The organism is Acinetobacter sp. YH12200 (genome assembly GCF_013418175.1).
Taxonomy (GTDB): Bacteria; Pseudomonadota; Gammaproteobacteria; order Pseudomonadales; family Moraxellaceae; genus Acinetobacter; species Acinetobacter pseudolwoffii.
This window is the reverse complement of record NZ_VPCO01000008.1, coordinates 1-26,687: the sequence shown is the minus strand read 5'-3', so window position 1 is coordinate 26,687 and position 26,687 is coordinate 1. Positions and strand designations below refer to the sequence as shown.

The following is a 26,687-nucleotide window of genomic DNA, read 5'->3' as shown; positions in this document are numbered from 1 at the left end:
GGCATGCTATGCGCAATTATTCTGGAAGATCAGTAAATGCGGATTAGTATTATTGGGGCAGGTCGAGTTGCTTTTCATCTTGCCCAAGGCTTAAATGGACAGCATGAGCTTGTACAAATCTATAGCCGCAGTTTTGCCAAGGCAGAGCAGCTGGCATCTAAATTTAAGGCTCAGGCAATTAACGCTCCTGAATTACTGCATTCCGAAATTGATCTTTTAATCATTGCTGTCAGTGACCAATCCATTCGATCTGTCATCGAGCAGGTACATGCCTATCTTCCTGATGTACTGATTGTGCATACCTCTGGCAGTACCCACTTAAACGTTTTGCAGGATGTTCACCCACGTTCAGGCGTATTTTATCCTTTACAGACTTTTAGTCTGGAGCGTGACATCGACTGGTCGAATACGCCTTTATTTATTGAAGCGGATAATGCTGAAGATCAAGAAAAACTGCATGATCTAGCAAATAGCCTAAGCAATAGAGTCTATCACTATAGCTCTGAACAACGCTTAAGTTTGCATCTGGCCGCAGTATTTGCCTGTAATTTCAGTAATTATTGTTATGATATGGCCAAACAGATTGTCGAGGCCGAGCAGGTCGATTTCAGTCTGCTGTATCCCTTAATACTAGAAACTGCCCATAAAGCCACAGAAAATGATCCAAGGCAGATGCAGACTGGCCCCGCCATGCGTGGTGATCAAAATATCCTGAATATGCATCAGCAGATGCTCGTTCATATGCAGCGGGAAGATTTGCAAAATGTCTATCAGTTGTTGAGCCAGCAGATTCTCACGCGTCATCAAAAATGAAGAAGCTAATGATTTATCTACAGAGCAGGGTTCAAAGACAAATTTTCTCTATAAAAAAGCGCTGACATTTCAGCGCTTTTTTAGACCTAGATTAAGAAATTTTCTTGAAGATAAAGTCATTAATCTTGTGACCGGCTTCAATGCCGCGACGCTCAAACTTGGTTTGTGGACGCCAGTCAGGACGAGGATAGCTGTTGCCTTTACCTGCGAGGTTTTCCAGACGTGGACGTTCTTCCAGAACTTCAAGCATCCATTCTGCATATGGTTCCCAATCCGTTGCAGCATGGAAGGTGCCGCCCAGCTCCAGCTTTTGCTCAACCAGTGGCATACGTTCATGTGAAACAAAACGACGTTTAAAATGACGTTTTTTCTGCCATGGATCAGGGAAGTAAAGCTGAACCGTATTGATACTATTGTCCGGCATTTCACGCAGCACTTGAATCGCATCAGCATCCAGTACACGTAAGTTGGTTACGCCGGCCATACCTGCTTCATAGATACACTGCGCAATGCCTGGTACATGAACTTCAATCCCGACAAAATTACGCTCGGGATTGGCCTTGGCCATCAGCACCAGAGAACGGCCCATACCAAAACCGATTTCTACCGTTAAAGGACGCTCAGGATGTTCAAAGTGTTGACGTAAATCGCCCACCGGATATTCCAAAATTAAGTGACCATATTGTTCAAGCGCAGTACGTTGAGAGGTGTTCAGCGGCATTGAGCGGCGCATAAACGTCACGATTTCACGGTGCTCGCTTAAATTGTCCAGCTCCACGACTTGCTGGTCTAATTGATCGTTCGACATAACTTTGGCAAATCTAAAAATTCAGAATGCGGTATTTTAAGTCCTGAGCCGAGCAAGTCAAACTTTTCTCGGTATTTCTCCATAAAAATCGGCAAGATCTTCCAGATACAATAAAAGAGCCAAGCGAGGCTCTTTTATTAATCATCATGCCTCAGCTCCTAAAACGGTCAATCAAGGTGCTGCTGGCTTCATTTAAACCAATCACGGTCACCTCTATACCTTGAGCTTTAAATTTCTGGATGACGTTATTCAGCATATTGACTGAAGTCACATCCCAGATATGTGCATGGGTCAGATCCAGCTCGACATGTGCAAGCTTTTCTTTAAAGTCAAAGAACTGATAGAATTTTTCTGAACTACTGAAAAAAATCTGTCCGGAAATAATATAGCTGCGGGAGTGAGCTGAATTTAAATGGGTAGATACATGCACGGTTCTTTCCAGTTTATTAATAAAGAACAGGGCAGAAAGTAGCACGCCAACAAATACACCCAGTGCCAGATTATGGGTGGCTAAAACCACCAGCACCACCGCAATCATAACCACATTAAATTCCAGCGGATGTTTATTGAATTGTTTGACTGAACCCCACTGGAAAGTGGTAAAGGCGACCATCACCATAATCGCCACCAAAGCCGCCATCGGAATATAAGCCAGCCAGTCTTTCAGAAACACCACCAGGCACAGCAAAAATACACCGGCAATCAGCGTCGATAAACGGGTTCGTGCACCGGAAGACACATTAATAATCGATTGACCGATCATGGCACAACCGGCCATGCCACCCATAAAACCACTGACAATATTGGCCATACCCTGACCACGACATTCCTGATGACGGTCACCTTCAGTTCCGGTGACTTCATCAATTACAGTCGTGGTCATCATGCTTTCCAGCAAACCGACAGTCGCCAGCGTCAATGAATAAGGCAGTACAATTTGTAGGGTTTCCAGATTGAGCGGAATCTCCGGCAGCAGGAACACTGGTAAGGTGTCCGGAAATTGCCCCAGATCACTCACGGTTCGCATATCTGTACCCAAGAACAGCGCCAGTCCACTCAGCACGATGATGCAAATTAGCGGAGAAGGAATGGCTTTACCAATTTTAGGCAGATAAGGAAATAGATAGATAATCGCCAGACCCATGGCAATAAACAGATAGCCCATCCCATCCATTTTTTGCATCTCGGGAAGCTGTGCGACAAAAATCAGAATTGCCAATGCATTCAAAAATCCATACACCACAGCTTGCGAAACAAAGCGCATCAACTTGGCCACTTTAAAATAACCGGCAATGACCTGAATAATTCCGGTCAGAATAGTCGCTACCAGCAGATATTGCAGTCCATGGTCTTTTACCAGCGTAATCATCAGCAGTGCCATCGCACCCGTAGCCGCTGAGATCATGGCAGGGCGGCCGCCAAAAAAAGCAATCGTCACAGCAATACAAAACGAAGCATAGAGACCGACCTGCGGATCGACGCCAGCAATTGCAGAGAAGGCAATCGACTCGGGAATTAAGGCCAGTCCAACCACCAAACCTGCGAGTACATCAGTCCGAACATTGGAAAACCATTCTTCTTTTTTAAGGCTAATCACGAAATATCATCTAAATTTGGAAAACCTGGGTATCTTAAACAGATGCGGTCAAAAATCTACAGAGATGGGCTTGAAAAAGCCGTTAATTTCCTGAATATTGAATGAGTAAATGTCCTGAGGGGCAGTTACGCTTTTTTGCAATTTACAGGTTTGATCACTTGAAAGTTTGACAGAAGCGATTTAAAACATAGAGAAGTGTATAACAAGGATCAGAAATGAAGCTTTACTATTCGCCGGGTGCATGCTCACTGGCAGCTCATATTATTTTAAATGAAATTAATGTCGATTTTGATTTGGAACGTGTTGACTTAAAAACACATAAAACAGAGAAAGGTACGGATTATTACGAAATTAATCCTAAAGGCTATGTACCAGCCTTAGAAATTAATCCTGGTCTGATCCTGACAGAAAACGTAGCCATTTTACCTTTTCTGGCTCAACACGATCCAAAACAAGATCTGATTCCACCATCTGGAATGGGGCGTGCCAAAGTTCTGGAATGGCTGGGTTATCTCAATTCAGAATTGCATGATGCTTATGCGGTGTTCTTTGGTGGCAAGTTATCCGATGATGAAAAGAAAAAAGCCTATGCAGAAGTCGATCGTCTATTAAGTTATATCGACAAAGCGATTGCTGAATCAGACAATGACTATCTGGTTGATGATAACTTTGGCCCAGCCGATGCTTATCTGTTTGTGTTGACCAATTGGTCGAATCATATTGAGCATGATTTAAGTCCGTATAAGAATATTATTCATATCCGCAATAAAGTCGCAGAGCGTCAGTCTGTACAGATTGCAATGCGAGATGAAGGTCTAATTCCATAAATGAGTATTCATCATCAGGCTTAAAAAACCGCTTTATTGAAAGCGGTTTTTATTTGTCAGTCTTCATCATTAAAGTGTGAATAGAAATTAACAAAATCAATATTCTTTAAATGAAATCGCTGATGAGACTTGAACGTCGATCATCGCGTTGCAGTTGAGTAGCGCCAGCGTACATCCTTATTTTTATTATCGAGTGTTCATTATTATAAAAGCTCGATCAAATAGCTGAATGATTTAAGCTTAAATTGTGCGCATGAATTTTAGTCAAAAAAATAAGGACTCCTGAGAATCCTTATTTGAAAAATGATCCAAGACTTTAAATATTATTTAAAGAAATAACCAGTTTCCGGCGAGCTGGCATTGGCCATACGTTTGCGTGGCATACGGCCGGCCAGAAAAGCTTCACGGCCAGCTTCGACTGCTTTTTTCATGGCTGAGGCCATGAGTACCGGATTCTGTGCAGCCGCAATCGCCGTATTCATCAGTACACCATCACAGCCCAGTTCCATCGCAATTGCGGCATCACTTGCAGTACCAACACCGGCATCGACCAGTACAGGCACTTTAGCATTTTCTTTAATAATCGACAGGGTATGTGGATTGAGAATTCCCAAGCCCGAACCAATCAGACTGCCCAAAGGCATAATTGCCACACAGCCCATGCTTTCCAGTTCTTGCGCCACGATTGGATCATCCGAAGTATAGACCATGATCTCAAAGCCATCGTCAATCAAGGTACGTGCAGCTTTCAGGGTTTCGGTCACATTTGGATATAAGGTCTTTTCATCGCCTAAAACTTCAAGCTTGACCAGATTATGGCCATCAAGGAGTTCACGCGCCAGCATACAGGTGCGAACGGCACTATTTGCATCGAAGCAACCTGCGGTATTTGGCAAAATGGTATATTTTTCCGGAGGAATGACTGACAGCAGATTCGGCTGATCTGGATGCTGTCCAATATTGACCCGACGAATCGCGACAGTAACAATCTCTGCGCCACTGGTTTGAATGGCTTGCTGAGTTTCATTTAAATCTTTATATTTGCCTGTGCCTACCAAAAGGCGAGACTGGAATTGGCGTGAACCAATCTGTAATAAATCTTGCATAATTGTCCCGAGTATTAGCCGCCACCGACCGCGTGAATAATTTCTATTTTGTCTGTATCGCAAATCGGCGTATTGCCTAATTTGCTTTTAGGAATAATCATTTCATTGACTTCAACTGCAAAACGCTTACCCTCAAGAGCCATACTCTGAATCAGTTCCAGCAGATTCTTGCAGTGAGTTTCCTGTTGTTCGCCATTGATATAAATCATCATTCTAGCTACCCTCCATGATTAAGTGATTTTCAGACTTATCTGGCGTATTTTAAAGCATTCCAAGCCAGAATTAACCATCCTGCAATCATTAAAGCACCACCAATTGGCGTAATTGCGCCTAATCCACGTGGTAAACCCAAGGCCATGATATACAGTGAACCAGAAAATAATAAAATACCGACCTGAATTAGCCAAAAACTCCATTGAATCGGGAGTGTCGGAATGACTTTCGCGAGCAAGGCCAGAATAAGCAAACCTAAGGCATGATAGAAAAAATAATCCGTTGCCGTTTGCCACCAGCCGAGCTGGGCTTCAGTCGCGCGCGCTTTTAAACCATGTGCACCAAAGGCACCGAGCATCACGGCAAGCGCCAAGTTGAGTGCTGAAATCGCAATCCACATTTGAATTGATCTTCCTGATAAAGTTTGCGCTCAACCTTAGCATAAATTCAAAATTCGGACATAAAAAAGCCTTCATCAAAGAAGGCTTTTTCAGATTAAATCAATAACAGAATTTGGTATTAATTGGAGGACATCGCCACTTTAATTTTTTCCATGGCATTTTTTTCGAGTTGGCGAATACGTTCCGCGGAAACGTTATATTCGGCGGCCAGCTCATGCAGGGTTGATTTCTCGTCATCTAGCCAGCGGCGCTGCAAGATATTACGTGAACGATCATCGAGCTGATCCATGGCTTCGTGCAGAGCAGAGGTACTTTGTTCCTCATAATCCTCATTTTCAATCAGACGGGCCGGATCATAACGGTTATCTTCAAGATACAAAGCCGGTGCAACATAAGTTGAACCTTCATCATCGTCATCGCCGGAAGCATCAAAAGCAGCATCATATGCCGTCAAACGGCCTTCCATCTCCAGAACTTGTTCTGGTGTGACATTTAAATCATTGGCAATCGACTGTGCTTCTGCGAGGGTCAACTTTTTCGATGATTTTTTCAGGCTACGCAGATTAAAAAACAGTTTACGTTGCGCTTTGGTGGTGGCGATTTTAACAATACGCCAGTTACGGATCACATATTCATGAATTTCCGCCTTAATCCAGTGCACAGCAAATGACACCAAACGTACGCCCATATTCGGGTCAAAACGTTTTACAGCTTTCATCAGACCCAGGTTGCCTTCCTGAATCAGGTCGCCTTGTGGCAGACCATAACCTGCATAACTGCGTGCAATATGCACCACAAAACGCAAATGTGACATGACCAGCATTTTTGCTGCATCTAAATCCTGGTCATAGTAATAGCGTTCAGCCAACTCTTTTTCTTGTTCGGCCGTTAAAATCGGAATCTGATTGACAGTGCTGATATAAGCACCGAGGTTGACCCCTGGCGCCGATAATGACAGGGGCATCAACTGATTGCGGCTGTCACTCATGTGTTCTCCTTGAAGTGCGGGATAACCCTAAACATAGGTTTTATCTTAATCCAATCTCTCCGCAAATAATGGATATTTGGGTAGAGAAATGTAAAAAAGTATACGAAACTAAGATAAACAGTTTAATTGAAAATTTTTAAGATTCAATCAAGTAGTGAAACTCTAAATCAGAAATTTTTCTTGATTCAAGCTTGAGTTGATGAATCTGGCAATAACGGCTGACATCCGTCTGACTATGTGGATCAGAGGATTTGAGCAAGAAAGTTTTCTGATTACCGGCCTTTAGTGCCCGTTTTAACATTAATAGCGGCATCGGGCAGGGTTTTCCCATGGCATCGATAAGACAATATTGCTGTGGATTTTGCGACATTAGGGTTTCATTCATATAGCAAAAAAATGACAATAAATAGTAACAAAGAAGCGCAGGGAACCAAACTGCTTTAATAAAAATCACGATCTAAAAGAAGATATAAAGTCTTTTGACAATTTTCATGAAAAAAATAACTAAATCAAACAGAACATGCTAAAAAAAATCTATTAATTGTGATAAACCCATGTTAAGCTCGTTGCGTATTTGGGACTTTGAATAAACAAAGTGATTGTTTTTCACCCTATTACATAAATGGATGTAACCGGGATTTTGTTGATAGTTTTACAGAATGATTACAAGCTTAAAAATAATATTTTCAAACTTGTTTGCTCTGCTGTTTGCAACACCGGGTGGTCCTTCTTTTAGTTTCAATGAGGATTAACTTATGACAGCTGCTCGCGAACAAGGCGTAGTTAAGTGGTTTAACGATACTAAAGGCTTCGGCTTTATTCAACGTAACGGCGGTGATGACGTATTTGTTCATTTCCGTGCTATCCAAGGTGACGGCCACCGTTCACTTCGTGATGGTCAACGCGTTGAATTCAGTGTTGTTAAAGGCCAAAAAGGCTTTCAAGCTGAAGAAGTTCAACCATTAGACTAATCTTCGGATTAAGCTAAAAAGAAAACGCTCCAATATAACTTGGGGCGTTTTTTGTTTATACTATCCCCATCTTAGTGATTACCCAAGTAGAGCACCGCTTTATGTCATCTGGTTTTGAAACCTTAAATTTACATCCCAATCTAAAAAAAGCGATTGATGCTTTAGGCTTTACCACCATGACGCCTATCCAGCAGAAGGTTTTAAAATTCACGCTGGCAGGACATGATGCCATTGGCCGCGCACAGACAGGTACAGGTAAAACTGCAGCTTTTTTAATTAGTATCATGAATGATCTATTAAATAACCCAATTCAGGAGCAGCGTTATCGTGGTGAACCGCGTGCCCTGATTTTGGCACCGACCCGTGAACTGGCACTGCAAATTGAAAGCGATGCACAGGATCTGGCCAAATATGCCGGTCTCAATGTCGTGACTTTGCTGGGTGGTGTAGATTTTGACAAGCAAAAGAATCAACTAAATAAAGCACCTGTCGATATTATGGTCGCGACACCCGGTCGTTTGATCGATTTTGTCGAGCAAAAAGAAGTCTGGCTGGATCAGATTGAATTTCTGGTCATTGATGAAGCGGATCGTCTACTCGATATGGGCTTTATTCCTTCAGTGAAACGCATTGTGCGTTTTTCGCCGCGTAAGGAGCAACGTCAGACTTTAATGTTCTCTGCAACATTCAGCTATGATGTACTAAATTTGGCCCAGCAATGGTTATTTGAACCGGTCACAGTTGAAATTGAACCGGAAAAGAAAACCAATGCCGATGTCGAGCAACGGGTGTATATGGTAGCTAAGGCCGATAAATATAAACTGTTGCAAGAAATCTTGCGTGATGAGCCGATTGAAAAGGTGATGATTTTCGCCAACCGTCGTGATCAGGTGCGTAAGCTTTATGATCATTTAAAACGTGATGGTTATAAGGTGGTCATGCTGTCTGGTGAGATTGCTCAAGACAAGCGTCTAAAAATGCTAGACCAGTTCAAAAATGGTAAGCACAACATCATGATTGCAACAGATGTTGCGGGTCGTGGTATTCATGTGGATGGTGTTTCACATGTGGTGAACTTCACTTTACCTGAACAGTCAGATGATTATGTACATCGTATTGGACGTACTGGCCGTGCGGGAACACGTGGTGTGAGTATTAGTTTCCTTGCCGAAGATGATGCGTTCTATCTACCAGAAATTGAGAAGGCGATTGGACAGAAATTGCCTTTGACCCGTCTGGAAGGTTATTGCTAATCCAGATTAAAAAAACCGCTCTTCAAGAGCGGTTTTTTTTATGACCATGTGATCTGGACTTATTTGGCCTGACAACGGAAAGTCAAAATGGTTTGATAGTCATCATTCTGGTTTAAACCGGTATTGGTGCCTGCGATATTACCTAAAACAGTCGCTGCTGCCTGAATCATTTGTCCAGTCTGATCATCAACGACACCTTTTAATGCCCCGTTATAACCCGTCTTTTCATCGATAATAATCGCAGTAGCTTTCGAACCACAGGTTTTGCTGGCAGCATTAATGGCATTATTTTTAGCAGTTAGTTGATTTTTACCTAATCCGGTAACCTCAAACTGATTGTTTTCTTTCTGAATTGCCAGTGAGGTTGGGTTAGAAGCGCAGGCAGTTAAAAGTAGAGCTGAAGCTGCTAATCCGCTGATCGCAATTGTTTTTTTCATGATAAAATCTCGGGTGAAAACAGAATTAAGCTTATTTGAGCATAGTAAAGCGCACAGAATTTGGAGCTGTTGTATAAGTTTGGAAATTTTTAGTGTGACTCTATGCTAAAAAAGTAATTCAGCTAAGCATTTCATTGATTAAAATAAAAATATTGTAATGTTCTTTAGTGATTTTTGCGGCTAAGTCGCGGTGAAGTTTATAGAGTATTACAGCTGGAATATGCTAATCTTGAAAACAGTTTTTAAGTATAGATCTACAAAGCAATGACGGAATCCGTGGTCGACATCGTTCATCAAAATATTCACCAACGTCAATCAATAGGACATTTGCTGGCACCGGCACCGAATGCAGAACAGCTGGAGCTGGCTTTTCAGGCGGCATTGACAGCACCGGATCATCATCGGTTGAAACCCACCACCTTTGTGGTGATACCTGATGCACAGCGTGAAGCATTTGGGGAGCTGTTGTCTCAGGCACTGGTCGATCTGGGTGAAACTGAAACGGTACAGATTGAACGGGTCAAGAATCATCCATTCCGTGCGCCACTATTGGTGTTGGCTTTAACGCGTTTGCAGGATCATCCTAAAGTTCCACATTTTGAACAGATTCTCAGTTCAGGTGCCGCCATACAGAATTTTCTGTTATCACTTCAGGTTCAGGGTTTCTCGACCATGTGGCGCAGTGGTGCTGTAGTCGAGTCTGGCCTGTTTAAGCAGGCATTAGGAATTTCAAAAGATGATTTGGTCTCGGGTATTATTTATATTGGCACTGCAGCAAAAGCAATTCCAGCACGCGCAGAGATTCAGACCAGTAATTTTGTAAGTTATTGGAATCAGAACGGTTAATTTGCACGGTATAACAGGGTATTAAAAATAACATGTCAGAATTAAATTTTTCAGCACTGGTCGAGCCGGTTGCAGTCGATCATAAGACCGCTTTAAGAGTCACGGTGTTGGGTGGGGGCAGTTTTGGTACCGCAATGGCCAATACCGCAGTGCGTAATGGTTGTAATACCATGATCTGGATTCGTGATGAAGCTGTTGCGGCAGATATCAATGCCACGCATATCAATAAACGTTATTTGCCCGATTTCCAGCTGGAAGAAAACTTACTGGCTGTGTCGGATCTGGAACTGGCTGTGCGTGATCGTGATATTATTTTAGTCGCGATTCCAAGTCATTCTTTTCGGGATGTCCTGCAACAAATCAAGCCTTTTATCACCTCACAAGCCGTGATTTCACTCACCAAAGGGATTGAAGCCAAAACTTTTAGCTTCATGAGTGATATTATTCGGGAAGTATTGCCAGAAGTGCCTTATGGAGTGTTGTCCGGGCCGAATCTCGCCAAGGAAATTGTGGCAGGTCAGCCGGCAGGAACCGTGATTGCCAGCGAATCTGAGCTGGTACGTTATGCCGTACAGCAAGCCTTACATAGTGCCTTGTTCCGTGTTTTTGCCAGTGATGATGTACATGGTGTAGAACTCGGTGGTGCCTTGAAAAATATCTATGCCGTCGCGATGGGGATGGCAGCCGCGTATAACGTGGGTGAAAATACCAAGAGTATGATCCTGACCCGTGCACTGGCCGAAATGAGCCGTTTTGCGGTAAAATTGGGCGCGAATCCGCTGACTTTCCTCGGGCTTTCCGGTGTGGGTGATTTATTTGCGACTTGTAGCAGTCCGCTGAGTCGTAATTATCAGGTTGGTTTTGCCTTGGGCAAAGGCAAGACTTTGGAGCAGGCTACTACTGAACTGGGTCAAACTGCAGAAGGGATCAATACCATCGTACAGGTCAAGGCGCGTTCCGAAGAACTGGATGTCTATATGCCAATTACTTCTGCCTTGTATGATGTGATTTTTGAAGGTGCACCACCACTCAGCATTGCATTGTCATTGATGAAAAACGGTCATCGCAGTGATGTGGAATTTGTCTTGCCACATCATCAAGTCTGATCTATAACACAAAGGGACTGTATGTGAATTGTCATATTGGCCAGTTATCATGCAGGCAAAAGAAAATAAGGAAACCCAATGCAACTGACTTTAGTGCGACATGGTGAGGCTGCTCCACCAGTCAATGGCAATGATAGCAAGCGTCCATTGACGGAGCGTGGTCATCAGCAGGCTGAGCAAACTGCACAGTTCTTAAAAAATATGATTAAACCTGAAGTATTTGTGGTCAGTCCCTTATTGCGTGCGCAGGAAACCCTGGCCCATCTGCAGCAGTATTTTCAAGATGTGCCGGTGGTGATCTGTAATGCGATTAAACCCGATGATGATGCCAAGGTCGCGGTTGAATGGTTGTCGCAACTGCCTTATGAATCGATTGCCGTGGTGTGTCATATGAATGTGGTGGCGCACATTTCTTCTATTTTGCTGGCGGAGTCTTTTCATCCCTATGCATTGGCAGAAGCACGTATCTATGCGCAGCCAGTCATTGCCGCGGGTTTGTCGACAACAGTTAAAAGTTTTATTCCTACATTATAAAAACCAATTAAAACGGTAGTACACAATCGATGTTGTATTTATGGATGCCTGAGGCCAATGGGGTTTGGCAATGGTCAACTGGGGAATTCTGGAATACTGCGGAAACACTTGAGCAGTTGATTCAGGAGATCCAGGCTCATCATGGCGAAGAAGCAGTAGTGTTTTTCCCGAGCCGTCATGTGCAAATTTTGCAGCAGACTTTGCCCAAGAGCCAATATAAAAAAATGGGCAATGAGGGCATCAAGTATCTGCTTGAAGAATATGTGGTGCTGCCCGTCGATGCCATGAAAGTGCTGCATCATTTTCAGCAGCCTGATCAGGTCAGTATTATGGGGATTGCGAATTCGACCCTCGAGACCTTGCAGTATTCTCTCAACCTGATTCCCGTCAAGCTGGCGGCTTTGCTGCCAGACTTTTTGGTACTGCCAGTTCCTGAAGCCAATCAGCGGGTGATTACCCAAATTGGTGGGCGCTTGTTGGTACGAGAGGCAGAATATATCGGCCAGTCGCTGGATGATCTGAGTCTGTATCTGGATTATCAGCCCAAAGATTTGCATTATAAAGTCAGTAGTCTGAATCAGGATCAGTTAAGTAGCCTAGAAGCATTGGTCACACAGGAGCAGTTAGAATCTTTTCAGTATGTCCTTCCGGTATTGAAAAAACCTAAACAGCATGCGTTTAATGTATTGCCCAAAGCCAAATCTGAAGGTGCCATTTCCGGTTACTGGAAAGCATGCGCAGCTGTATTTCTGGGCATATTAGTCTTACAGTTTAGTTATGATGCGGTGCGCTGGTATCAATATAAAAAAGTGGCAAATCAGACCGCTGCACAGGCCGTTGATCAGTTCAAGTACTGGTTTGGGCAAAATTATCCGGTCACTGAGCAGAATATCAAAAGCCAGTTTGAAGGGCAGTTGCGTCAAAGCCAGATCGCCGATACACAGGCATTACAGCTGATTAGTCGGATTGGACCAGTCTTGATGCAGAACCAGATTGTGGCACAACGGATCAATTATGATGCGTCTGTGTTGAGTATGGAGCTTAAAGCCAATTCATCAGATATGCTAAATGCATTGACCAAGCAATTGAGTCAGCAAGGCTTTAAAGTGGAGCTGGGGAATATTCAGGCCAGCGGAACAGGTGCCATTGGGCTGGTGAGGGTACAATAATGAAAGCCATCGAAGCGCTACAAAATCGCATAGATCAATCTTTTGAAAAACTGAGGGATTATCTGGACAGTCTCTCGGCACGTGAACGGGTATTGGTGATTTTTACCACTATTTTTGTAGTTGTGGCTGCGGTCAGTTCAGCACTCTGGTATATGCATCAGGCAGCAGACACCCAGCAGAAACGTTTAAATCAGCTGAAAGATACCATTGTCTGGATGCAAAGTAATGCAGTCACCATAAAGCCTGCTGGAGACATGCAGCTGGATGCCGCAGAGAAAGTACAGCGGGTGGCACAGCAACAAGGTCTTTCGGTTGCATCCCAGCAAATAGATGGAAAAATTCAATTGGCGGTCATGCATGAAAATTATGCAGTTTTGGCAAACTTCCTGACTCAACTGGCACAAATGGGTCTAAGTGTTGAGAAAATGGAACTAAATAATGAAGCAGGACAGATTAAATTAACCGCGACCGTGCAATAAACGGTAAAAATAAAGATTTGCAAAGCATGGTTTTTTTGTCAGCCTATGCCTATAATATGCCGACTTAAAAAGCAGTAGACTTTTCTAGATATGTTGTATTCTCTAGCCCGCCCTTTGTTGTTTTCTTTAGCACCAGAGCGTGCACATGAGCTGACACTATCACTATTAAAATCATCCCATAAAATGGGCTTGATGCGTCAAAATGTTACTGCAAAACCTGTAACCTGTATGGGAATCGAATTTCCCAATCCAGTAGGGCTTGCGGCAGGTTTAGACAAAAATGGTGCTTATATTGATGCCCTTGCTGGTCAAGGTTTTGGTTTTATTGAAATTGGTACCATTACGCCGCGACCGCAAGCAGGCAACCCTCATCCGCGTTTGTTCCGTCTGCCGCAGGCCAAAGCTATTATTAACCGTATGGGCTTTAACAATGATGGCGTGGATCAGCTGGTTGAAAATGTCAAAGCTGCCAAATTTAAAGGCATTCTCGGTATCAATATCGGTAAAAACGCTGATACTCCGGTAGAAAAAGCAGTAGATGATTACCTCATCTGTTTAGAAAAAGTCTATAATTATGCTTCTTATATTACCGTCAACATTTCTTCTCCCAATACCAAAAACCTGCGCAGCCTGCAAAGTGGTGATGCACTGACCGAACTGCTGGAAACACTGAAGAAGCGTCAGCTTGAATTGGCTCAGGAATACCAGCATTATGTACCTTTGGTACTCAAAGTGGCGCCTGATCTGGATAACAGCGATATTGCCTTTATTGCCAAACAGTTATTGCAATTCAAGATCGATGGCCTGATCGTGACTAATACCACACTGTCACGTGAAGGGGTAGACGGTCTGGCGCATGCAGAGGAGGCAGGTGGTCTATCTGGCGCGCCAGTCTTTGAGAAAAGTACCGCATGTCTGGCTGCATTTGCTGCGGTATTAAAAGGACAAATTCCATTGATTGGTGTGGGTGGTATTCTTTCAGGTGTAGATGCTGCTGCCAAGAAACAGGCAGGCGCCAGCCTTGTACAAGTTTATAGTGGCCTCATCTATACCGGACCTAAACTTGTAAAAGATTGTGTAGACGCACTTTAAATCCTATGAATGCCATTGATATCTTTCTACTGATTATCTTGCTCATTGGAGGGCTCAACGGTTTGCGTCAAGGATTTATTAAAGCCTTTGCGAACTTAGTGGGATGGATCTTTGCCCTGATTGTTGCGGCAAAATATTCAACGCTACTTGCGCCGTCTATGGTTGCTCTGAGTACAGATCCAGTCGTACAAAAGATTGCGGCCTTCGCCTTTATCGTCCTGCTGATTGTAGTTCTGACCTGGATCGTTACTGCACTGTTGAACCGTATTTTAAAGAGTTTTAAACTGGGTCCTCTCAACCGTCTGGCGGGTGGTGTCTTTGGTAGCCTGAAAGGTTTGCTGATTGTCCTGATTACCATGCAGGGGATTGGCCCGTGGGTAGAAAGCTCACCGCACTGGAAACAGTCCAAGTTTATTCAAGCCTTATTGCCTTATGCGCCTTGGGCGACTCAAATGTCGAAAGAAGCCGCGAATGGCGCACTACAACATATCAAACCTGAAGGGGCATCGAAACCTTCAGCTTCATCATCTGAAACATCGTCCAAGTCTGGAGCTGCAGATGAGTCTACAAATAATCCTTTTTATTAATCCTAGCTTGTCTGCGAGGTTGCTATGTGTGGAGTAGTTGGTATAGCTGGTAAATCACCCGTTAACCAAATGTTGTTTGATGCATTAACGATGTTACAACATCGTGGACAAGATGCAGCTGGGATCGTGACATGTGATGAAGGACGTTTATTCCTGCGAAAAGACAATGGTATGGTGCGTGATGTATTCCACACCCGTCATATGCGTGCCTTGAAAGGAAATTACGGTATTGGTCATGTGCGTTATCCAACAGCCGGTTCATCGAGTAGTGCAGAAGCACAGCCGTTTTATGTGAACTCGCCGTACGGGATTACCCTGGCACATAACGGTAACCTGACCAATGCCGAAGAAATTCATGATGACCTGTTCAAAACTGACCTGCGTCATATGAACACCGATTCTGATTCAGAAGTTCTGTTAAACGTGTTGGCGCATGAATTGCAAAAACACGGCAAACTGGTACCGACGTCGGAAGATATTTTCCATGCGGTGACGCGTGTGCATGAGCGTTGCAAAGGTGCTTATGGTGTGGTGGCGATGATTACCGGTCAGGGTCTGGTGGGCTTCCGTGATCCAAACGGTATTCGTCCATTGATTTACGGTTCACGTGAAACGGAACAGGGCATGGAGTATATTATTGCTTCTGAGTCTGTTGCGATTACTGCGCTGGGCTTTAAGGTTGAGCGTGATATTCTGCCAGGTGAAGCAGTATTTATTGATTTAGAAGGTAACTTCTTTACCAAGCAATGTGCCGTAAATGCTGAATATCGTCCTTGTATTTTTGAATATGTTTATTTTGCCCGTCCGGATGCCATTATTGATGGTATCTCAGTGTATAAAGCACGTCTGAAAATGGGTGAGAAGCTGGCGCAAAAAATTCTGCGCGAGTGGGGTGAAGAGCATGATATCGATGTGGTGATTCCGATTCCGGATACTTCACGTACTTCTGCATTGGAACTTGCCAATATGCTGGGTGTGAAATTCCGTGAAGGTTTCATGAAAAACCGTTATATCGGTCGTACTTTTATTATGCCAGGTCAGCAACTACGTAAAAAATCGGTACGTCAAAAACTGAACCCGGTTGAGCTTGAATTTAAAGGTAAAAACGTACTATTGGTCGATGACTCGATTGTACGTGGTACGACTTGTAATGAAATTATCCAGATGGCACGTGATTCTGGCGCGAAAAAAGTCTTCTTTGCTTCTGCAGCACCGATGGTGAAATATCCAAACGTGTACGGTATCGATATGCCGGCAAAATCAGAGCTAATTGCCTCAGATCGTAGCGTTGAAGAAATTCGTGAAATTATTGGTGCAGACCGTTTGGTGTTCCAGGATCTGGAAGATTTAAAAGATGCAGTTCGAACCACCAAAGTGCCAGATTTGAAAGATTTTGACTGTTCGGTATTTGACGGCGTTTATGTCGCGGGTGGTATTGATGCGCAGTATCTGGATGATCTACAGCAAAAACGTAGTGACAGTGCCATGAAAGAAGGGAATTACATCGATGTGAATATCGATGCAGCTTCTGTGGATTTAACTGGCGTACGTGAAGTTTAAGCGCTTAAAATCATCATGAAAAAGCGGGAATTTCCCGCTTTTTTGTTTTATGATGAACCCATTGAAAATAATCTTAACTAGGGTTCTACATTGCGCAACGTAGGATATGATTTTATAAAAAACAAGAATATCGTATTGCCTGTAAGCTTCTGCTTGATTGCTGTGCTGTTAACTATTTTTATTATCAATACCGTTGTTGGTCTATTCGTTTTTTATGTTGATTCTACCCAGTCTATTTTCTGGCATATGCTCAGTCCTTATCTGATTGCGTTGCTGTTATGTGTGATGCTGATCTCGGTCATCTATGAATTTTATCTTTTCCGGAATGGCGGTTATTCGCTGGCAAAACAGATGGGAGCGCGCCGTCTCAGTCCGATGGAAAGTATTCCTGAGGAAAGTGCGGCACTGCAAATTACCCAGCAGCTGGCCGATACCTTTTTAATTGAACCTCCGGCGGTGTATGTACTGCCCGATGAAGTTGGAGTTAATGCACTGACGGCGGGATTTAGCCCGCGAGATACCGCGATTATTCTGACCTGGGGTGCGGTACAAACTCTGGATAAAGTCGAGCTATATGGTTTACTCAGTCACGAATTTAATAAAATTCTGTCGGGTGAAACTGCGGAAAATACCCGCTTAAAAATTTTGTATAGCAGTTTAACCACCTTTAGCCAGTGGGGCAGCAAAATTGCCAAATCTGGTTTCTATCGAACTGGCATTCGACGTGAAAATAAGTTTGAAACCTTTTATGTCGCAATTGGCGCAGTAATCTGGCTGATTGGCAGTTTAGGGGTATTGATCACACGCTTTATTAAATATATTTCACTGGGTGGACGCACTTTTAAGAATGACCAGAAAACTCGCCGCCTGATTCAAAATGATGCCAATATCCAGACTTTACTCAGAATTCATGTGCATCATTCCGGTTCGCAAATCTATAGTGAATATGCCGAATCCATTTCCCATATGTGTTTTGCCAATTCCTTGAGTCCGCAAAACTGGTTGAACATTCACCCGAACATCAATCAGCGCATCTATGAATTAAATCCTGCCCTGATTCAGGATTTGCAGCTCGAGAACTTGAAGAAACTCAAGAATCAGCCTTTATTCAGTTTATTTCGTTCTCTGGAAGAAGTGGTGCCCGAGACTGCGATGAGCTGGAGTTCGCCACAGCCTCTGCCGTTGTTGCGTCTATCTCCAATCAGTTTTGCAATTAAAGATGCGATCAAGCCACTGAATCCAGAGCTGCGGCTGAGTATGCCGCGTCCGGAGTTGCTTGAACGTGCATTGCAGACGGCGACCGGCTCGCGTGAAGTCATGGTTGCCATCTTGATGATTCGTCAATATCGTGAATTTATTCCGACTGAGGCTGAGGTGAGCCGCGCCATTGTAGATTCACTGCTGAATCTGGATGGGCGGGTGCATATTTCGATTTTCCAGCAAGCTTGTAAGAATATTGGCGGGATGCCCACCACAGTTGCACGTCAGTTTTTGATGAAACTGGCACGAATTATTCAGGAAGATGGTGAAATTGGCTTGCTCGATGCCTTATTGCTGGAATGTGTCAAATATGAACTGAATCTATTGCCTGCACATATTCCAACAGCTTTGGATGAAGTTAAGCCCCAGATTGTGCGTCTGATTGATGCCTTGTTGCATGTGCAGCAGATTAATAGCGGAAACCAGCTTGAGGTTCGCGAACGCATTTTAAACCGGATTTTGTCGGCTCGAGAATTGGACTTATACAATGAAATTTCTGATGAGCCGATTGATCTGGCGGAAATTCTGAATGATATTGCGGGACTTTTACTGCGTGAACGTCTCGGGATTTTGGGTATCGCAGAAGCCTGTTTGTGGAGCGACCGTATTGTGACTCAGGACGAACTGGATGTGATGGAACTGCTTTATTGGCGCTTGGGTTTTGAGGCAGAGCAGATTATTCAACAAATGTTGAAGAAAAACAGTTTAACCATTATGTAAAAAAGAAGACAACAATTCACAGTTTGAAACTGCATCTGTTATAACAGAGGCAGTGATTTAATTGAGTATTAAAAGTACAGTTTTTAGCAGGCAGATCGACTTTGTATTAGAATCCATCAGGATAAAAAAGAAAAGCGGAAAAAGTTCGGCAAAGTAGAGGCAATCCGGCTAAAATGTTCAGCCTGAAATTGGTGATGATGAAAAGATGATAGGGCATCAGCGTGACATACTGGCAACATTAGGAATTGATCTCTGGATTCCTAGGGACAGCGCATGTCAGCCACATCAGGTCTCGATCTGGCGTGATCAGGCCGCACCAGAATTTCACAGTGACATTGTCTTGCCTCAGTCCAAGCAGCCCGAGGTATTTACAGATCTATCAATTCCTGAGCCGGTTATTCAACCCGAAGCTGAAGTCATGCCCGTGGTATCAGTGCCCACGCCAGTACTGGTTCAGGAACAGCGTGAAATCATACAAATTCCGCCATTTAGTTTGCAGATTTTAAGTCTGGCCTATTGCAGTATTGTGATTGATGCGACTGCAATGACTGAAGAAACCCAGAATTTATGGACGAATATCCAGCGTGCAGTGGTCAGCGAGTTTTGTGAGCTGAACTGGCCATTTCCTTGGGCCAATGTTCAGGATGGGCGCGGTGTGGACTCTTATATTCAGGGTTTTCTCGATGGGATGAGTGCCGAGAAAAATATTATTTTTTTGGGAACTGTACCTTATATTTCAAATAGTAAAATAATCCAGTTGGCTTCTTTACAGGAAATGCTAGATCAGCCAATTCTGAAAAAACGTTTATGGCAGTTTATGCAAAATAGGTCTGCCAGCTTGAAATAATATGAGTTTGGAATAAAAAATATGAAACAAAAAGTGGTTGTATTTAGTCAGATCGATGCTGATATTCAAAATAAACTTGAACAACATTATGATGTCGCTTATATACAACCCAAGTTAGGCGATGTGAACCGGCAGCTTTTGCAGGAGGTTCAGGATGCCGATGGCATGATTGGTGCAGGTCGATTGCTGAATCGTGACAATCTGGCGACTGCCACCCGGCTTAAAGTCATTTCTAGTGTCAGTGTCGGTTATGACAACTATGAACTTGATTATTTAAATGAAAAAAATATCTATCTCAGCCATACCCCGCATGTACTGACTGAAACCACGGCAGATCTGGCTTTTACATTGCTGATGTCTGCGGCACGTAAAGTGGCCTATCTGGATCACTGGACCAAACAAGGACAATGGCAGCGTACTGTTGGTGAAGCACAATTTGGTCTGGATATTTTTGGAAAAACTTTAGGTATTATCGGTCTGGGTCATATTGGAGCTGCAGTTGCACGTCGTGGTTTTTATGGTTTCAATATGAATATTTTGTACCATAACCGCCGTGAAAAACCAGAATTGGCCCAAGGCCTGAATGCACAGTATTCTGACTTAGATGAACTATTACAGCGTTCCGACTTTGTCGTTATTGCGGTTGACTTAAATGCTGATTCTAAAGCGCTGATTGCAGCGGCTGAGTTGGAAAAAATGCAACCACATGCGGTATTGGTGAATATTTCACGTGGCTCAGTCATTGATGAGCAGGCTTTAATTGACGCTTTAAAAGCCAAGCAGATTTTTGCTGCCGGTCTCGATGTCTATCAGAAAGAACCGCTAAAAGAATCAGAATTATTCCATTTGGATAATGTCGTTACCTTACCGCATGTGGGTTCGGCTACCGCCGCCACCCGTAAAAAAATGGCCGAATTGGCCTATCAGAATCTGGTGGATGCTTTAGAAGGGCGAGTGCCACGCTATGTGGTTAATCCTGAGTTTCAATAATATTAAATAACATTTTCTTGCGTATATGCCCATTTTTCAATGCTATATTCAAGGCAGCTTAGAACAATAGATTTAGAGATTTTTCATTGAAACGATTGGCGTTGGCGTGTGGCTTAACGATGTGCATGGTGACAGGGCATAGCTCTAGCCATGATTTTAATCAAGCGACTGCACACTTTTCTGTGCCTGATATTGGTACAGGCGTGGGTTTACTCGATCAGCAAAAAGAAAGAATGATCGGTGAAAAAGTCTATCGCGAAGTGCATAAGCAAATGCCAGTCATGCAGAATCCATGGCTGGAAGACCAGCTGCTGTCGGTATTTTCTCATATTCTCAGTCAGACTCAGTTACAACAGCCCATTGGTTTACTGGTGATTAATGATCCACAAATTAATGCTTTTGCTGTGCCGGGAGGGCTGTTTGCTCTTAATGCTGGTTTAATCAATTCAGCCCGAAATATGGATGAAGTGGCGGGGGTGATGGCGCATGAAATTGCACATGTCACACAACGTCATTACAGTCGCTCTCAAGATGCTTTTAAAGGGCAGGGTTTGCTGGCATTGGCCGGAATTTTGGTCGGGGCGTTGGTGGCCTCTCAGGCGGATGGTGATGCGGGTGCTGCGGTGATGATGGGTTCGCAAGCCGCGTTGATGGATAAACAGCTGACTTATAGTCGTAATCAGGAGCGTGAAGCAGACCGAATTGGCATGCAATATATGTATCGTTCGGGCTATAACCCGCATAGTATGGCTGACTTCTTCGAAGTCATGCATCGCTCGACCAGTCGCTTAAGCTTCCTGCCGGATTTCTGGTTCACCCATCCACTGACGACTGAGCGTATGAGTGAAGCACGTTTGCGTGCCAATCAGCTGCCTGCGGTCAAACCTAAGCTGAATGATCAGGACTTTGAGATTATCAAATGGTATAGCAGGGTGCTGTCTCGCCAGACCAGTGAGGAGCAGCTCAGTTTGATGAATCGGCAGAATAATTTTGCCGGTCAGCTTGCTTTGGCTGCCTACCAGATACAGCAAAGTGATTTTCAGGCCGCACAGGCTGCTTTAGATCAGGCGAAAAAGCATAACCAGATGCATCCTTTATTGGTCTTGTTTCAGACTGATATTTACTTAGGTCAGAACCAGTTGAATGCAGCGTTGAAAAGTGTGGCTTCGGCAGCGCGGATCATGCCGGAAAACCGCGCACTCAATTATAAATATGCAGAAGTCTTGATTCGTGCCCAGCAACCTGATCAAGCTAAACAGATTGTACAAAAGTTTTTGAATGCCAATTCCCGCGATGTGAGCGGCTGGCGACTGATGCAACTGGCGACCAATGCAGAGCCAGCATCGGCAATCAAGGCCGCCAATGTGCTGCGTTATCGTGCAGAAGTAGAATACTGGTCCGGTTATGAGGAAACCGCCATCAAGTCATTATTACATGCACAGCGTACAGCGAAAAATAATCAATCTTTATCGGCAACCATTAACCAACGCCTGAAACAGATGCAGCAGGCACGTCAATATAAAATTTAAGCCTTAGTCAGGTTTTAAGCTTTTTATATCAGGATGATATGGTCAGGATATACTGAATCGGGCTACAATCTTTTTTAATGATCAGTGCGATTAAATCTGAAGCATGCTATGAAGAAAATATTATTGGGCATCTGTCTATTGGGGTGGAATTATGCGGTATTTGCTGCGAGTGCTGTTGAGTATGTAGACGCGGTAGAGCGTATTAATACTGACTATAAAAAGGAATCGCGTCAATTTTTGGGTGGTTTGAATCCGCAGCAACAAGGTTTTAGCGCAGCACAGAATTCACATTTTTGTAGTATTGTGCAACGTTATGCCGATCGCTTGTATCAGGCGGCTGACCAAAATCGTGCTTATCTGGATCGTCAGTTTCAGAAGATAACTAAACAGGATGTGATTATAGAAGTGAAATCTTCAAAAGAGATGCAATTGCTGAAACGTTATCAGGTTGACTGTTATTTGCAATAAGAATACGTTAAGAACTGTCTTTTATAAAAAGTCAGTTCAACGTTAAAGATCGAATATTAGAGAAGTGGGATTAAGCAAGTTTCGCTTTAATTTTAGCTGAAACTTGTGCAGGATCGGCGCGCCCGGCTATGAGCGGACGCAGAGAATTCATCACCTTACCCATATCTTTCATGCTAGTAGCTTCTTGCGCTGCAATCGTTTGCGCAATGATGGAATCAAGTTCTTCCTCAGTCATAGCTTCTGGTAGAAATTGAGATAACACCTCAACCTCGGCTTGTTCCTTACTAGCTAAATCTTCTCGACCAGCACCATCAAAGGCCTTGATCGATTCTTTACGTTGTTTAATTTGTTTTTCAATGACCGCAAGAACTTGAGCGTCGTCAAGTTCTTTGCGCTCATCGACTTCGATTTGCTTAATTGCCGCCTGTAGACCACGTATGACCGTCAGCTTGGACATTTCTTTGGCACGCATTGTTGCTTTCAAAACATCCGTGATTTGGTCTTTTAAAGTCGTCATTATTTAATCCAGGCAGTCAATCACAAATTAATCTTAGTAAAGGCGAGTCGTACGTACTGATTCACGCGCCAATTTCTTTTGGTAGCGTTTAACAGCAGCAGCTTTTTTGCGCTTACGTTCTTGAGTTGGTTTCTCGTAGAATTCACGCTTACGTACGTCAGCTAGAACACCCGCTTTTTCGCATGAACGTTTGAAACGACGGATAGCTACGTCTACTGGTTCGCCTTCTTTCAATTTAACTTGTGGCATGAAGAATCCTCATAAAGTTATGGATAAGATCGCAGGCCGAATGCCTGTGATCACAAGTGAAGGTCAGTATTTTACTCATTTACATCTCATACCACAAGCCTATAATAGTGACTGCAATAGAATTGATACAGGTTATAGGCAGTTTAATGATCGTTTTAGGCTTGGAAACGTCGTGTGATGAAACAGGACTTGCGCTGTATGACAGCGAGTTGGGCTTACGCGGGCAGGTGCTTTATAGCCAGATTAAACTGCATGCAGAATATGGCGGTGTGGTTCCAGAGCTGGCGTCACGTGATCATGTGCGTAAACTAATTCCATTAATGAATGAATTATTGGAGCAAACTGACGTCAAAAAATCGGAAATTGATGCCATTGCATATACGCGTGGGCCGGGTTTAATGGGCGCATTAATGACAGGTGCGTTGTTTGGTCGAACTTTGGCCTTTGCACTGAACAAACCGGCAATTGGTGTTCATCATATGGAAGGGCATATGCTTGCACCATTATTGTCTGAAACAGCGCCAGAATTTCCATTTGTGGCGCTGTTGGTCTCTGGTGGGCATTCACAGCTGATGGCAGCCTATGGCATTGGCCAGTATGAATTGCTGGGTGAATCGATTGATGATGCAGCCGGAGAAGCATTCGATAAAGTGGCGAAAATGATGGGTCTGCCCTATCCAGGTGGGCCAAACATTTCCAAACTGGCTGAACAAGGCAATCCTGCTGCTTTTGCTTTCCCACGTCCAATGCTCCATCAAGGGCTGGAATTCTCATTTAGCGGTTTAAAAACTGCTGTATCTGTACAAATGAAAAAACTGGGTGATGAAAACCGTGATGCAGATATTGCAGCAAGTTTTCAGGAAGCCATTGTCGATACCTTGGTGAAAAAGTCAGTTAAAGCATTGAAACAGACGGGCTTGAAGCGCTTAGTGATTGCCGGTGGTGTCAGTGCCAACAAACGCTTACGTGAGCGTTTAGAAGCAGATTTAGCCAAAATTAAAGCGACTGTTTATTATGCAGAACCGGCACTCTGTACTGATAATGGCGCGATGATTGCCTTTGCCGGTTATCAGCGTTTAAAAGCAGGCCAACAGGATGGCTTGGCGGTGACGACGACACCACGTTGGCCAATGACGGAATTAACCAATCCTGCGGAAGTATAAATTCAGCTTGACAGAAAGAGGCTTAGGCCTCTTTTTTTATGGTTAATTCTTTAATGAAAACTTATGAAACGATGTGTTGTGAATATTTATTTTTATAGCTGTTATAAGATAAATACACGCTATTAAATACAGAAAAATAGTTTAATACTTCCAATTTTATATCACTCATATTTTGGCAAATGTGGAGCAGGGGTTACTTCGGATGGAGAATATAAATTTTAAAAGTTTTCAGGATGCTGGGCAGGCAGTATTACAGTTTCTGCATCAGCATTTTGGCTTTAATTTATGGATGATCACCCGAGTAGAAGCTAAGGACTGGATTGTGCTGCAAAGTGAAGATCATGGCTACAATGTACAAGCTGGACAGGTTTTTCAATGGGCCGACTCTTTCTGTTCTCATATGGTGGCAGGTAAAGCACCTAAAATTGCCCCTCGTTCTGAAGATATTCCGCTTTATGCGACTGCACCGATTAACCAGCAGGTGAGTATCAAGGCTTATATTGGTCAGCCTTTAATCAATGAAGATGGTAGTCTGTTTGGAACACTGTGTGCGATTGATCCGGAAATCAAATCCGAAGCGATTCTTCAGGATATGGGAATGGTCGAGTTATTTGGTCAACTACTGAGTTCGATTTTGCAGGCGGAACTGCGTCAAAGCGAGCAGATCAGACAACATGAATTATTGCAGGAAGAAGCCAGTAAAGATGAGTTAACTGGATTATATAACCGGCGTGCCTGGAAAAAACTGTTACGGGCAGAAGAAGAGCGCTGCAAACGGTATGGTCATCCTGCTGCTGTATTATTTATTGACCTGAATGACCTCAAAAAAGTTAATGACAGCCTAGGGCATGATGAAGGGGATAAGCTGCTTCAGAAAGCGGCTCAGGTGCTCCGGGAAAATGTACGGATTAATGATATTATCGCCCGTCTGGGTGGAGATGAGTTCGTAATTCTGAGCATTGAAAATGATGAGTCTAGTAATGTGAGTCTGCTTGAACGTTTGATCGAAGCGTTTAGCACGGCAAACATCGGAGCAGCAATTGGTATGGCAATGCGCCATCCAGCGCATGGTTTATTTGAAGCACTCGCACAAGCGGATAGGAATATGTTTGAGTATAAACGTCTGAATAAAGCAACATAATTTTTCAAGATATTGAAATATAATGGGTAAAATTATTTTTTAGATTGTAAACGGGTTAAATAGAGTAATAAAAACACAGCCATTTATGGCTATATAAATAGCCCAACATCAAAATTATTGTTCTCTTTGTTGTTAGGCTATAAGTATTTATTTGAATAGGCCTTGGCTTAAATTGTTAAGCATGCCATTCATGACTGCCATGCTGGCATTGGTACAGTTTTCTACAAACTTATCTTTTAGTTCTTTGTTTTTGCGGGCTTCAATCTCACACTTTTGTACGACTTTTTGTGCTTCTTCAAGATGTTCAGCATAATATTCTTGTGTCTTAACTTGGCTGCATGCTGTCATTAGTGTTATCACGCAAGTGATTAATAATGTTGTTTGGATTTTCATTGCCTAAACCGTTAATTTAAATATAAAAAATGAAAAGCTAGTCTAAAGTAAAAGTTGCTTAAAAAAAACAATCCTTTACACTAAAGTCTAGCTTTTTAAGTATATTTAAATAATTGTAATACATTGTTTTTTTATATATTTAACAACACAATTACTTTTTCCGGAAAATCGCTTTTCTAGGAGGATGATACATTTTAATGGTTTGCCATATAGAGCTGATTTTAACGCTTAGTTTACAAATATGATGCATTTTATTACAGATAATGTTTCTTATTTATTCGACTAAAAAATTACTCAAGCCTAAGACTGATCAGCAAGAACAGCAGGCTAGCCGCTCATTTTTTCATGATCTATGTCATTTAATATTTACATTAAATTTACAGAAATAACAGTTCCTTTAATGAATGATGAAACGTGCCAAACAGAAGCAGTGCCAAGAAAAAATATCAATCGGCAGTTATAGCGTTTGGCTGTTCACTTTTGAGATGGTTAATCTTTAGGGTGTGTCCTCATTTGGCTTTGCACCAAATAAATATACAGGCTATACGAATCATAGATTTATAATTGCGTGCCAGTTTATCAAATCGAGTTGCAATAGCACGGAAATGTTTTAATCTCGCAAA

Annotated in this window: 30 protein-coding genes and 1 pseudogene; 19 read left to right on the top strand and 12 right to left on the bottom strand. The window is 43.1% G+C overall.

What is annotated here, in order from left to right:
* Window positions 1–36: 36 nt before the first annotated feature.
* Entirely contained in the window at window positions 37–813 is a 777-nt protein-coding gene (locus FTU90_RS06985) for a Rossmann-like and DUF2520 domain-containing protein (protein ID WP_180072098.1), read from the top strand.
* A gap of 91 nt (window positions 814–904) precedes the next feature.
* Here the strand turns inward: FTU90_RS06985 and trmB are convergent, their stop codons facing one another.
* Together trmB and FTU90_RS06975 are read right to left on the bottom strand one after the other, a co-directional pair.
* Window positions 905–1,621 carry a tRNA (guanosine(46)-N7)-methyltransferase TrmB gene (gene trmB, locus FTU90_RS06980; RefSeq protein WP_005096556.1) on the bottom strand — a complete coding sequence of 239 codons (717 nt, stop codon included), beginning with the start codon at window positions 1,619–1,621 and terminating at the stop codon, window positions 905–907.
* A gap of 151 nt (window positions 1,622–1,772) precedes the next feature.
* Window positions 1,773–3,218 (bottom strand): SulP family inorganic anion transporter, encoded by a 1,446-nt coding sequence (locus FTU90_RS06975; protein ID WP_159137935.1) that lies wholly within the window; start codon window positions 3,216–3,218, stop codon window positions 1,773–1,775.
* Between the two features lie 215 nt (window positions 3,219–3,433).
* Between FTU90_RS06975 and FTU90_RS06970 the strand changes: the two genes are divergently transcribed.
* On the top strand, window positions 3,434–4,045 hold the full coding sequence (locus FTU90_RS06970; protein WP_005171574.1) for a glutathione binding-like protein: 612 nt from the start codon (window positions 3,434–3,436) through the stop codon (window positions 4,043–4,045).
* A 323-nt stretch (window positions 4,046–4,368) separates the two neighbouring features.
* Here FTU90_RS06970 and FTU90_RS06965 read toward each other — a convergent pair whose 3' ends face one another.
* The 5 genes from FTU90_RS06965 to FTU90_RS06945 all read right to left on the bottom strand — a co-directional run bounded on the left by FTU90_RS06965 (window position 4,369) and on the right by FTU90_RS06945 (window position 7,123).
* Window positions 4,369–5,151 (bottom strand): thiazole synthase, encoded by a 783-nt coding sequence (locus FTU90_RS06965; protein WP_100329789.1) that lies wholly within the window; start codon window positions 5,149–5,151, stop codon window positions 4,369–4,371.
* Window positions 5,152–5,165: 14 nt separating this feature from the next.
* Complete coding sequence (thiS, locus tag FTU90_RS06960) at window positions 5,166–5,363, bottom strand: sulfur carrier protein ThiS (RefSeq protein ID WP_159137934.1); 198 nt, start codon at window positions 5,361–5,363, stop codon at window positions 5,166–5,168.
* 35 nt (window positions 5,364–5,398) lie between these two features.
* Window positions 5,399–5,764, bottom strand: coding sequence for a DUF423 domain-containing protein (locus FTU90_RS06955; protein WP_005096565.1), 366 nt, complete (start codon window positions 5,762–5,764; stop codon window positions 5,399–5,401).
* A gap of 119 nt (window positions 5,765–5,883) precedes the next feature.
* On the bottom strand, window positions 5,884–6,753 hold the full coding sequence (gene rpoH / locus FTU90_RS06950) for an RNA polymerase sigma factor RpoH (RefSeq protein WP_005096567.1): 870 nt from the start codon (window positions 6,751–6,753) through the stop codon (window positions 5,884–5,886).
* A 136-nt stretch (window positions 6,754–6,889) separates the two neighbouring features.
* Entirely contained in the window at window positions 6,890–7,123 is a 234-nt protein-coding gene (locus FTU90_RS06945; protein ID WP_257222388.1) for a sulfurtransferase TusA family protein, read from the bottom strand.
* Between the two features lie 385 nt (window positions 7,124–7,508).
* Between FTU90_RS06945 and FTU90_RS06940 the strand changes: the two genes are divergently transcribed.
* Both FTU90_RS06940 and rhlB read left to right on the top strand, forming a co-directional pair.
* A complete protein-coding gene (locus FTU90_RS06940) occupies window positions 7,509–7,724 on the top strand; it encodes a cold-shock protein (protein ID WP_004280099.1) in 216 nt (71 codons plus the stop codon).
* A gap of 101 nt (window positions 7,725–7,825) precedes the next feature.
* Entirely contained in the window at window positions 7,826–8,977 is a 1,152-nt protein-coding gene (gene rhlB, locus FTU90_RS06935) for an ATP-dependent RNA helicase RhlB (protein WP_005096570.1), read from the top strand.
* Between the two features lie 59 nt (window positions 8,978–9,036).
* On the opposite strand, the gene FTU90_RS06930 is transcribed toward rhlB, so the two are convergent.
* A complete protein-coding gene (locus FTU90_RS06930) occupies window positions 9,037–9,414 on the bottom strand; it encodes a hypothetical protein (RefSeq protein ID WP_005171568.1) in 378 nt (125 codons plus the stop codon).
* A gap of 264 nt (window positions 9,415–9,678) precedes the next feature.
* On the opposite strand from FTU90_RS06930, the gene FTU90_RS06925 reads away from it, so the two are divergent.
* From FTU90_RS06925 to FTU90_RS06865, 13 genes are all read left to right on the top strand, one after another.
* On the top strand, window positions 9,679–10,260 hold the full coding sequence (locus tag FTU90_RS06925) for a nitroreductase family protein (protein WP_180072096.1): 582 nt from the start codon (window positions 9,679–9,681) through the stop codon (window positions 10,258–10,260).
* A 32-nt stretch (window positions 10,261–10,292) separates the two neighbouring features.
* Window positions 10,293–11,366, top strand: coding sequence for an NAD(P)H-dependent glycerol-3-phosphate dehydrogenase (locus FTU90_RS06920; RefSeq protein WP_074382969.1), 1,074 nt, complete (start codon window positions 10,293–10,295; stop codon window positions 11,364–11,366).
* Between the two features lie 78 nt (window positions 11,367–11,444).
* Window positions 11,445–11,900, top strand: coding sequence for a phosphohistidine phosphatase SixA (gene sixA / locus FTU90_RS06915; RefSeq protein ID WP_005096577.1), 456 nt, complete (start codon window positions 11,445–11,447; stop codon window positions 11,898–11,900).
* 29 nt (window positions 11,901–11,929) lie between these two features.
* Window positions 11,930–13,069, top strand: coding sequence for a type II secretion system protein GspL (gene gspL / locus FTU90_RS06910; protein ID WP_074382968.1), 1,140 nt, complete (start codon window positions 11,930–11,932; stop codon window positions 13,067–13,069).
* Complete coding sequence (gene gspM, locus FTU90_RS06905) at window positions 13,069–13,548, top strand: type II secretion system protein GspM (RefSeq protein ID WP_180072095.1); 480 nt, start codon at window positions 13,069–13,071, stop codon at window positions 13,546–13,548. Before gspL ends, gspM begins: the two co-directional genes overlap by 1 nt.
* Window positions 13,549–13,638: 90 nt before the next feature.
* Window positions 13,639–14,640, top strand: a complete 1,002-nt coding sequence (locus FTU90_RS06900; RefSeq protein ID WP_180072094.1) for a quinone-dependent dihydroorotate dehydrogenase — start codon at window positions 13,639–13,641, stop codon at window positions 14,638–14,640.
* Window positions 14,641–14,645: 5 nt separating this feature from the next.
* Window positions 14,646–15,227: a CvpA family protein gene (locus FTU90_RS06895; RefSeq protein ID WP_180072093.1), complete on the top strand. Its 582-nt coding sequence runs from the start codon at window positions 14,646–14,648 to the stop codon at window positions 15,225–15,227.
* Window positions 15,228–15,251: 24 nt separating this feature from the next.
* Entirely contained in the window at window positions 15,252–16,787 is a 1,536-nt protein-coding gene (gene purF / locus FTU90_RS06890) for an amidophosphoribosyltransferase (protein WP_180072092.1), read from the top strand.
* A 90-nt stretch (window positions 16,788–16,877) separates the two neighbouring features.
* Complete coding sequence (locus FTU90_RS06885; protein WP_180072091.1) at window positions 16,878–18,767, top strand: M48 family metalloprotease; 1,890 nt, start codon at window positions 16,878–16,880, stop codon at window positions 18,765–18,767.
* Between the two features lie 205 nt (window positions 18,768–18,972).
* On the top strand, window positions 18,973–19,614 hold the full coding sequence (locus FTU90_RS06880) for a hypothetical protein (protein WP_005096584.1): 642 nt from the start codon (window positions 18,973–18,975) through the stop codon (window positions 19,612–19,614).
* A gap of 21 nt (window positions 19,615–19,635) precedes the next feature.
* Window positions 19,636–20,604: a D-glycerate dehydrogenase gene (locus FTU90_RS06875; RefSeq protein ID WP_180072090.1), complete on the top strand. Its 969-nt coding sequence runs from the start codon at window positions 19,636–19,638 to the stop codon at window positions 20,602–20,604.
* An 86-nt stretch (window positions 20,605–20,690) separates the two neighbouring features.
* Window positions 20,691–22,133, top strand: a complete 1,443-nt coding sequence (locus FTU90_RS06870) for a M48 family metalloprotease (RefSeq protein ID WP_218944592.1) — start codon at window positions 20,691–20,693, stop codon at window positions 22,131–22,133.
* A 108-nt stretch (window positions 22,134–22,241) separates the two neighbouring features.
* Window positions 22,242–22,601 (top strand): hypothetical protein, encoded by a 360-nt coding sequence (locus FTU90_RS06865; protein WP_004729945.1) that lies wholly within the window; start codon window positions 22,242–22,244, stop codon window positions 22,599–22,601.
* Window positions 22,602–22,671: 70 nt separating this feature from the next.
* Here the strand turns inward: FTU90_RS06865 and FTU90_RS06860 are convergent, their stop codons facing one another.
* Both FTU90_RS06860 and rpsU read right to left on the bottom strand, forming a co-directional pair.
* Window positions 22,672–23,118 (bottom strand): GatB/YqeY domain-containing protein, encoded by a 447-nt coding sequence (locus FTU90_RS06860; protein WP_004729943.1) that lies wholly within the window; start codon window positions 23,116–23,118, stop codon window positions 22,672–22,674.
* A gap of 33 nt (window positions 23,119–23,151) precedes the next feature.
* On the bottom strand, window positions 23,152–23,367 hold the full coding sequence (rpsU, locus tag FTU90_RS06855) for a 30S ribosomal protein S21 (RefSeq protein WP_001136722.1): 216 nt from the start codon (window positions 23,365–23,367) through the stop codon (window positions 23,152–23,154).
* Between the two features lie 146 nt (window positions 23,368–23,513).
* Here rpsU and tsaD point away from each other — a divergent pair, with 146 nt between their 5' ends.
* The gene (gene tsaD / locus FTU90_RS06850; RefSeq protein ID WP_005171546.1) at window positions 23,514–24,530 is read left to right on the top strand and encodes a tRNA (adenosine(37)-N6)-threonylcarbamoyltransferase complex transferase subunit TsaD; all 1,017 of its coding nucleotides are present in this window, start codon (window positions 23,514–23,516) and stop codon (window positions 24,528–24,530) included.
* A gap of 202 nt (window positions 24,531–24,732) precedes the next feature.
* Complete coding sequence (locus tag FTU90_RS06845; RefSeq protein ID WP_180072089.1) at window positions 24,733–25,671, top strand: sensor domain-containing diguanylate cyclase; 939 nt, start codon at window positions 24,733–24,735, stop codon at window positions 25,669–25,671.
* A gap of 147 nt (window positions 25,672–25,818) precedes the next feature.
* Here FTU90_RS06845 and FTU90_RS06840 read toward each other — a convergent pair whose 3' ends face one another.
* Together FTU90_RS06840 and FTU90_RS06835 are read right to left on the bottom strand one after the other, a co-directional pair.
* Window positions 25,819–26,064 (bottom strand): EexN family lipoprotein, encoded by a 246-nt coding sequence (locus FTU90_RS06840; RefSeq protein ID WP_180072088.1) that lies wholly within the window; start codon window positions 26,062–26,064, stop codon window positions 25,819–25,821.
* A 509-nt stretch (window positions 26,065–26,573) separates the two neighbouring features.
* Window positions 26,574–26,687: pseudogene (locus FTU90_RS06835) on the bottom strand (IS5/IS1182 family transposase); the annotation flags it as partial.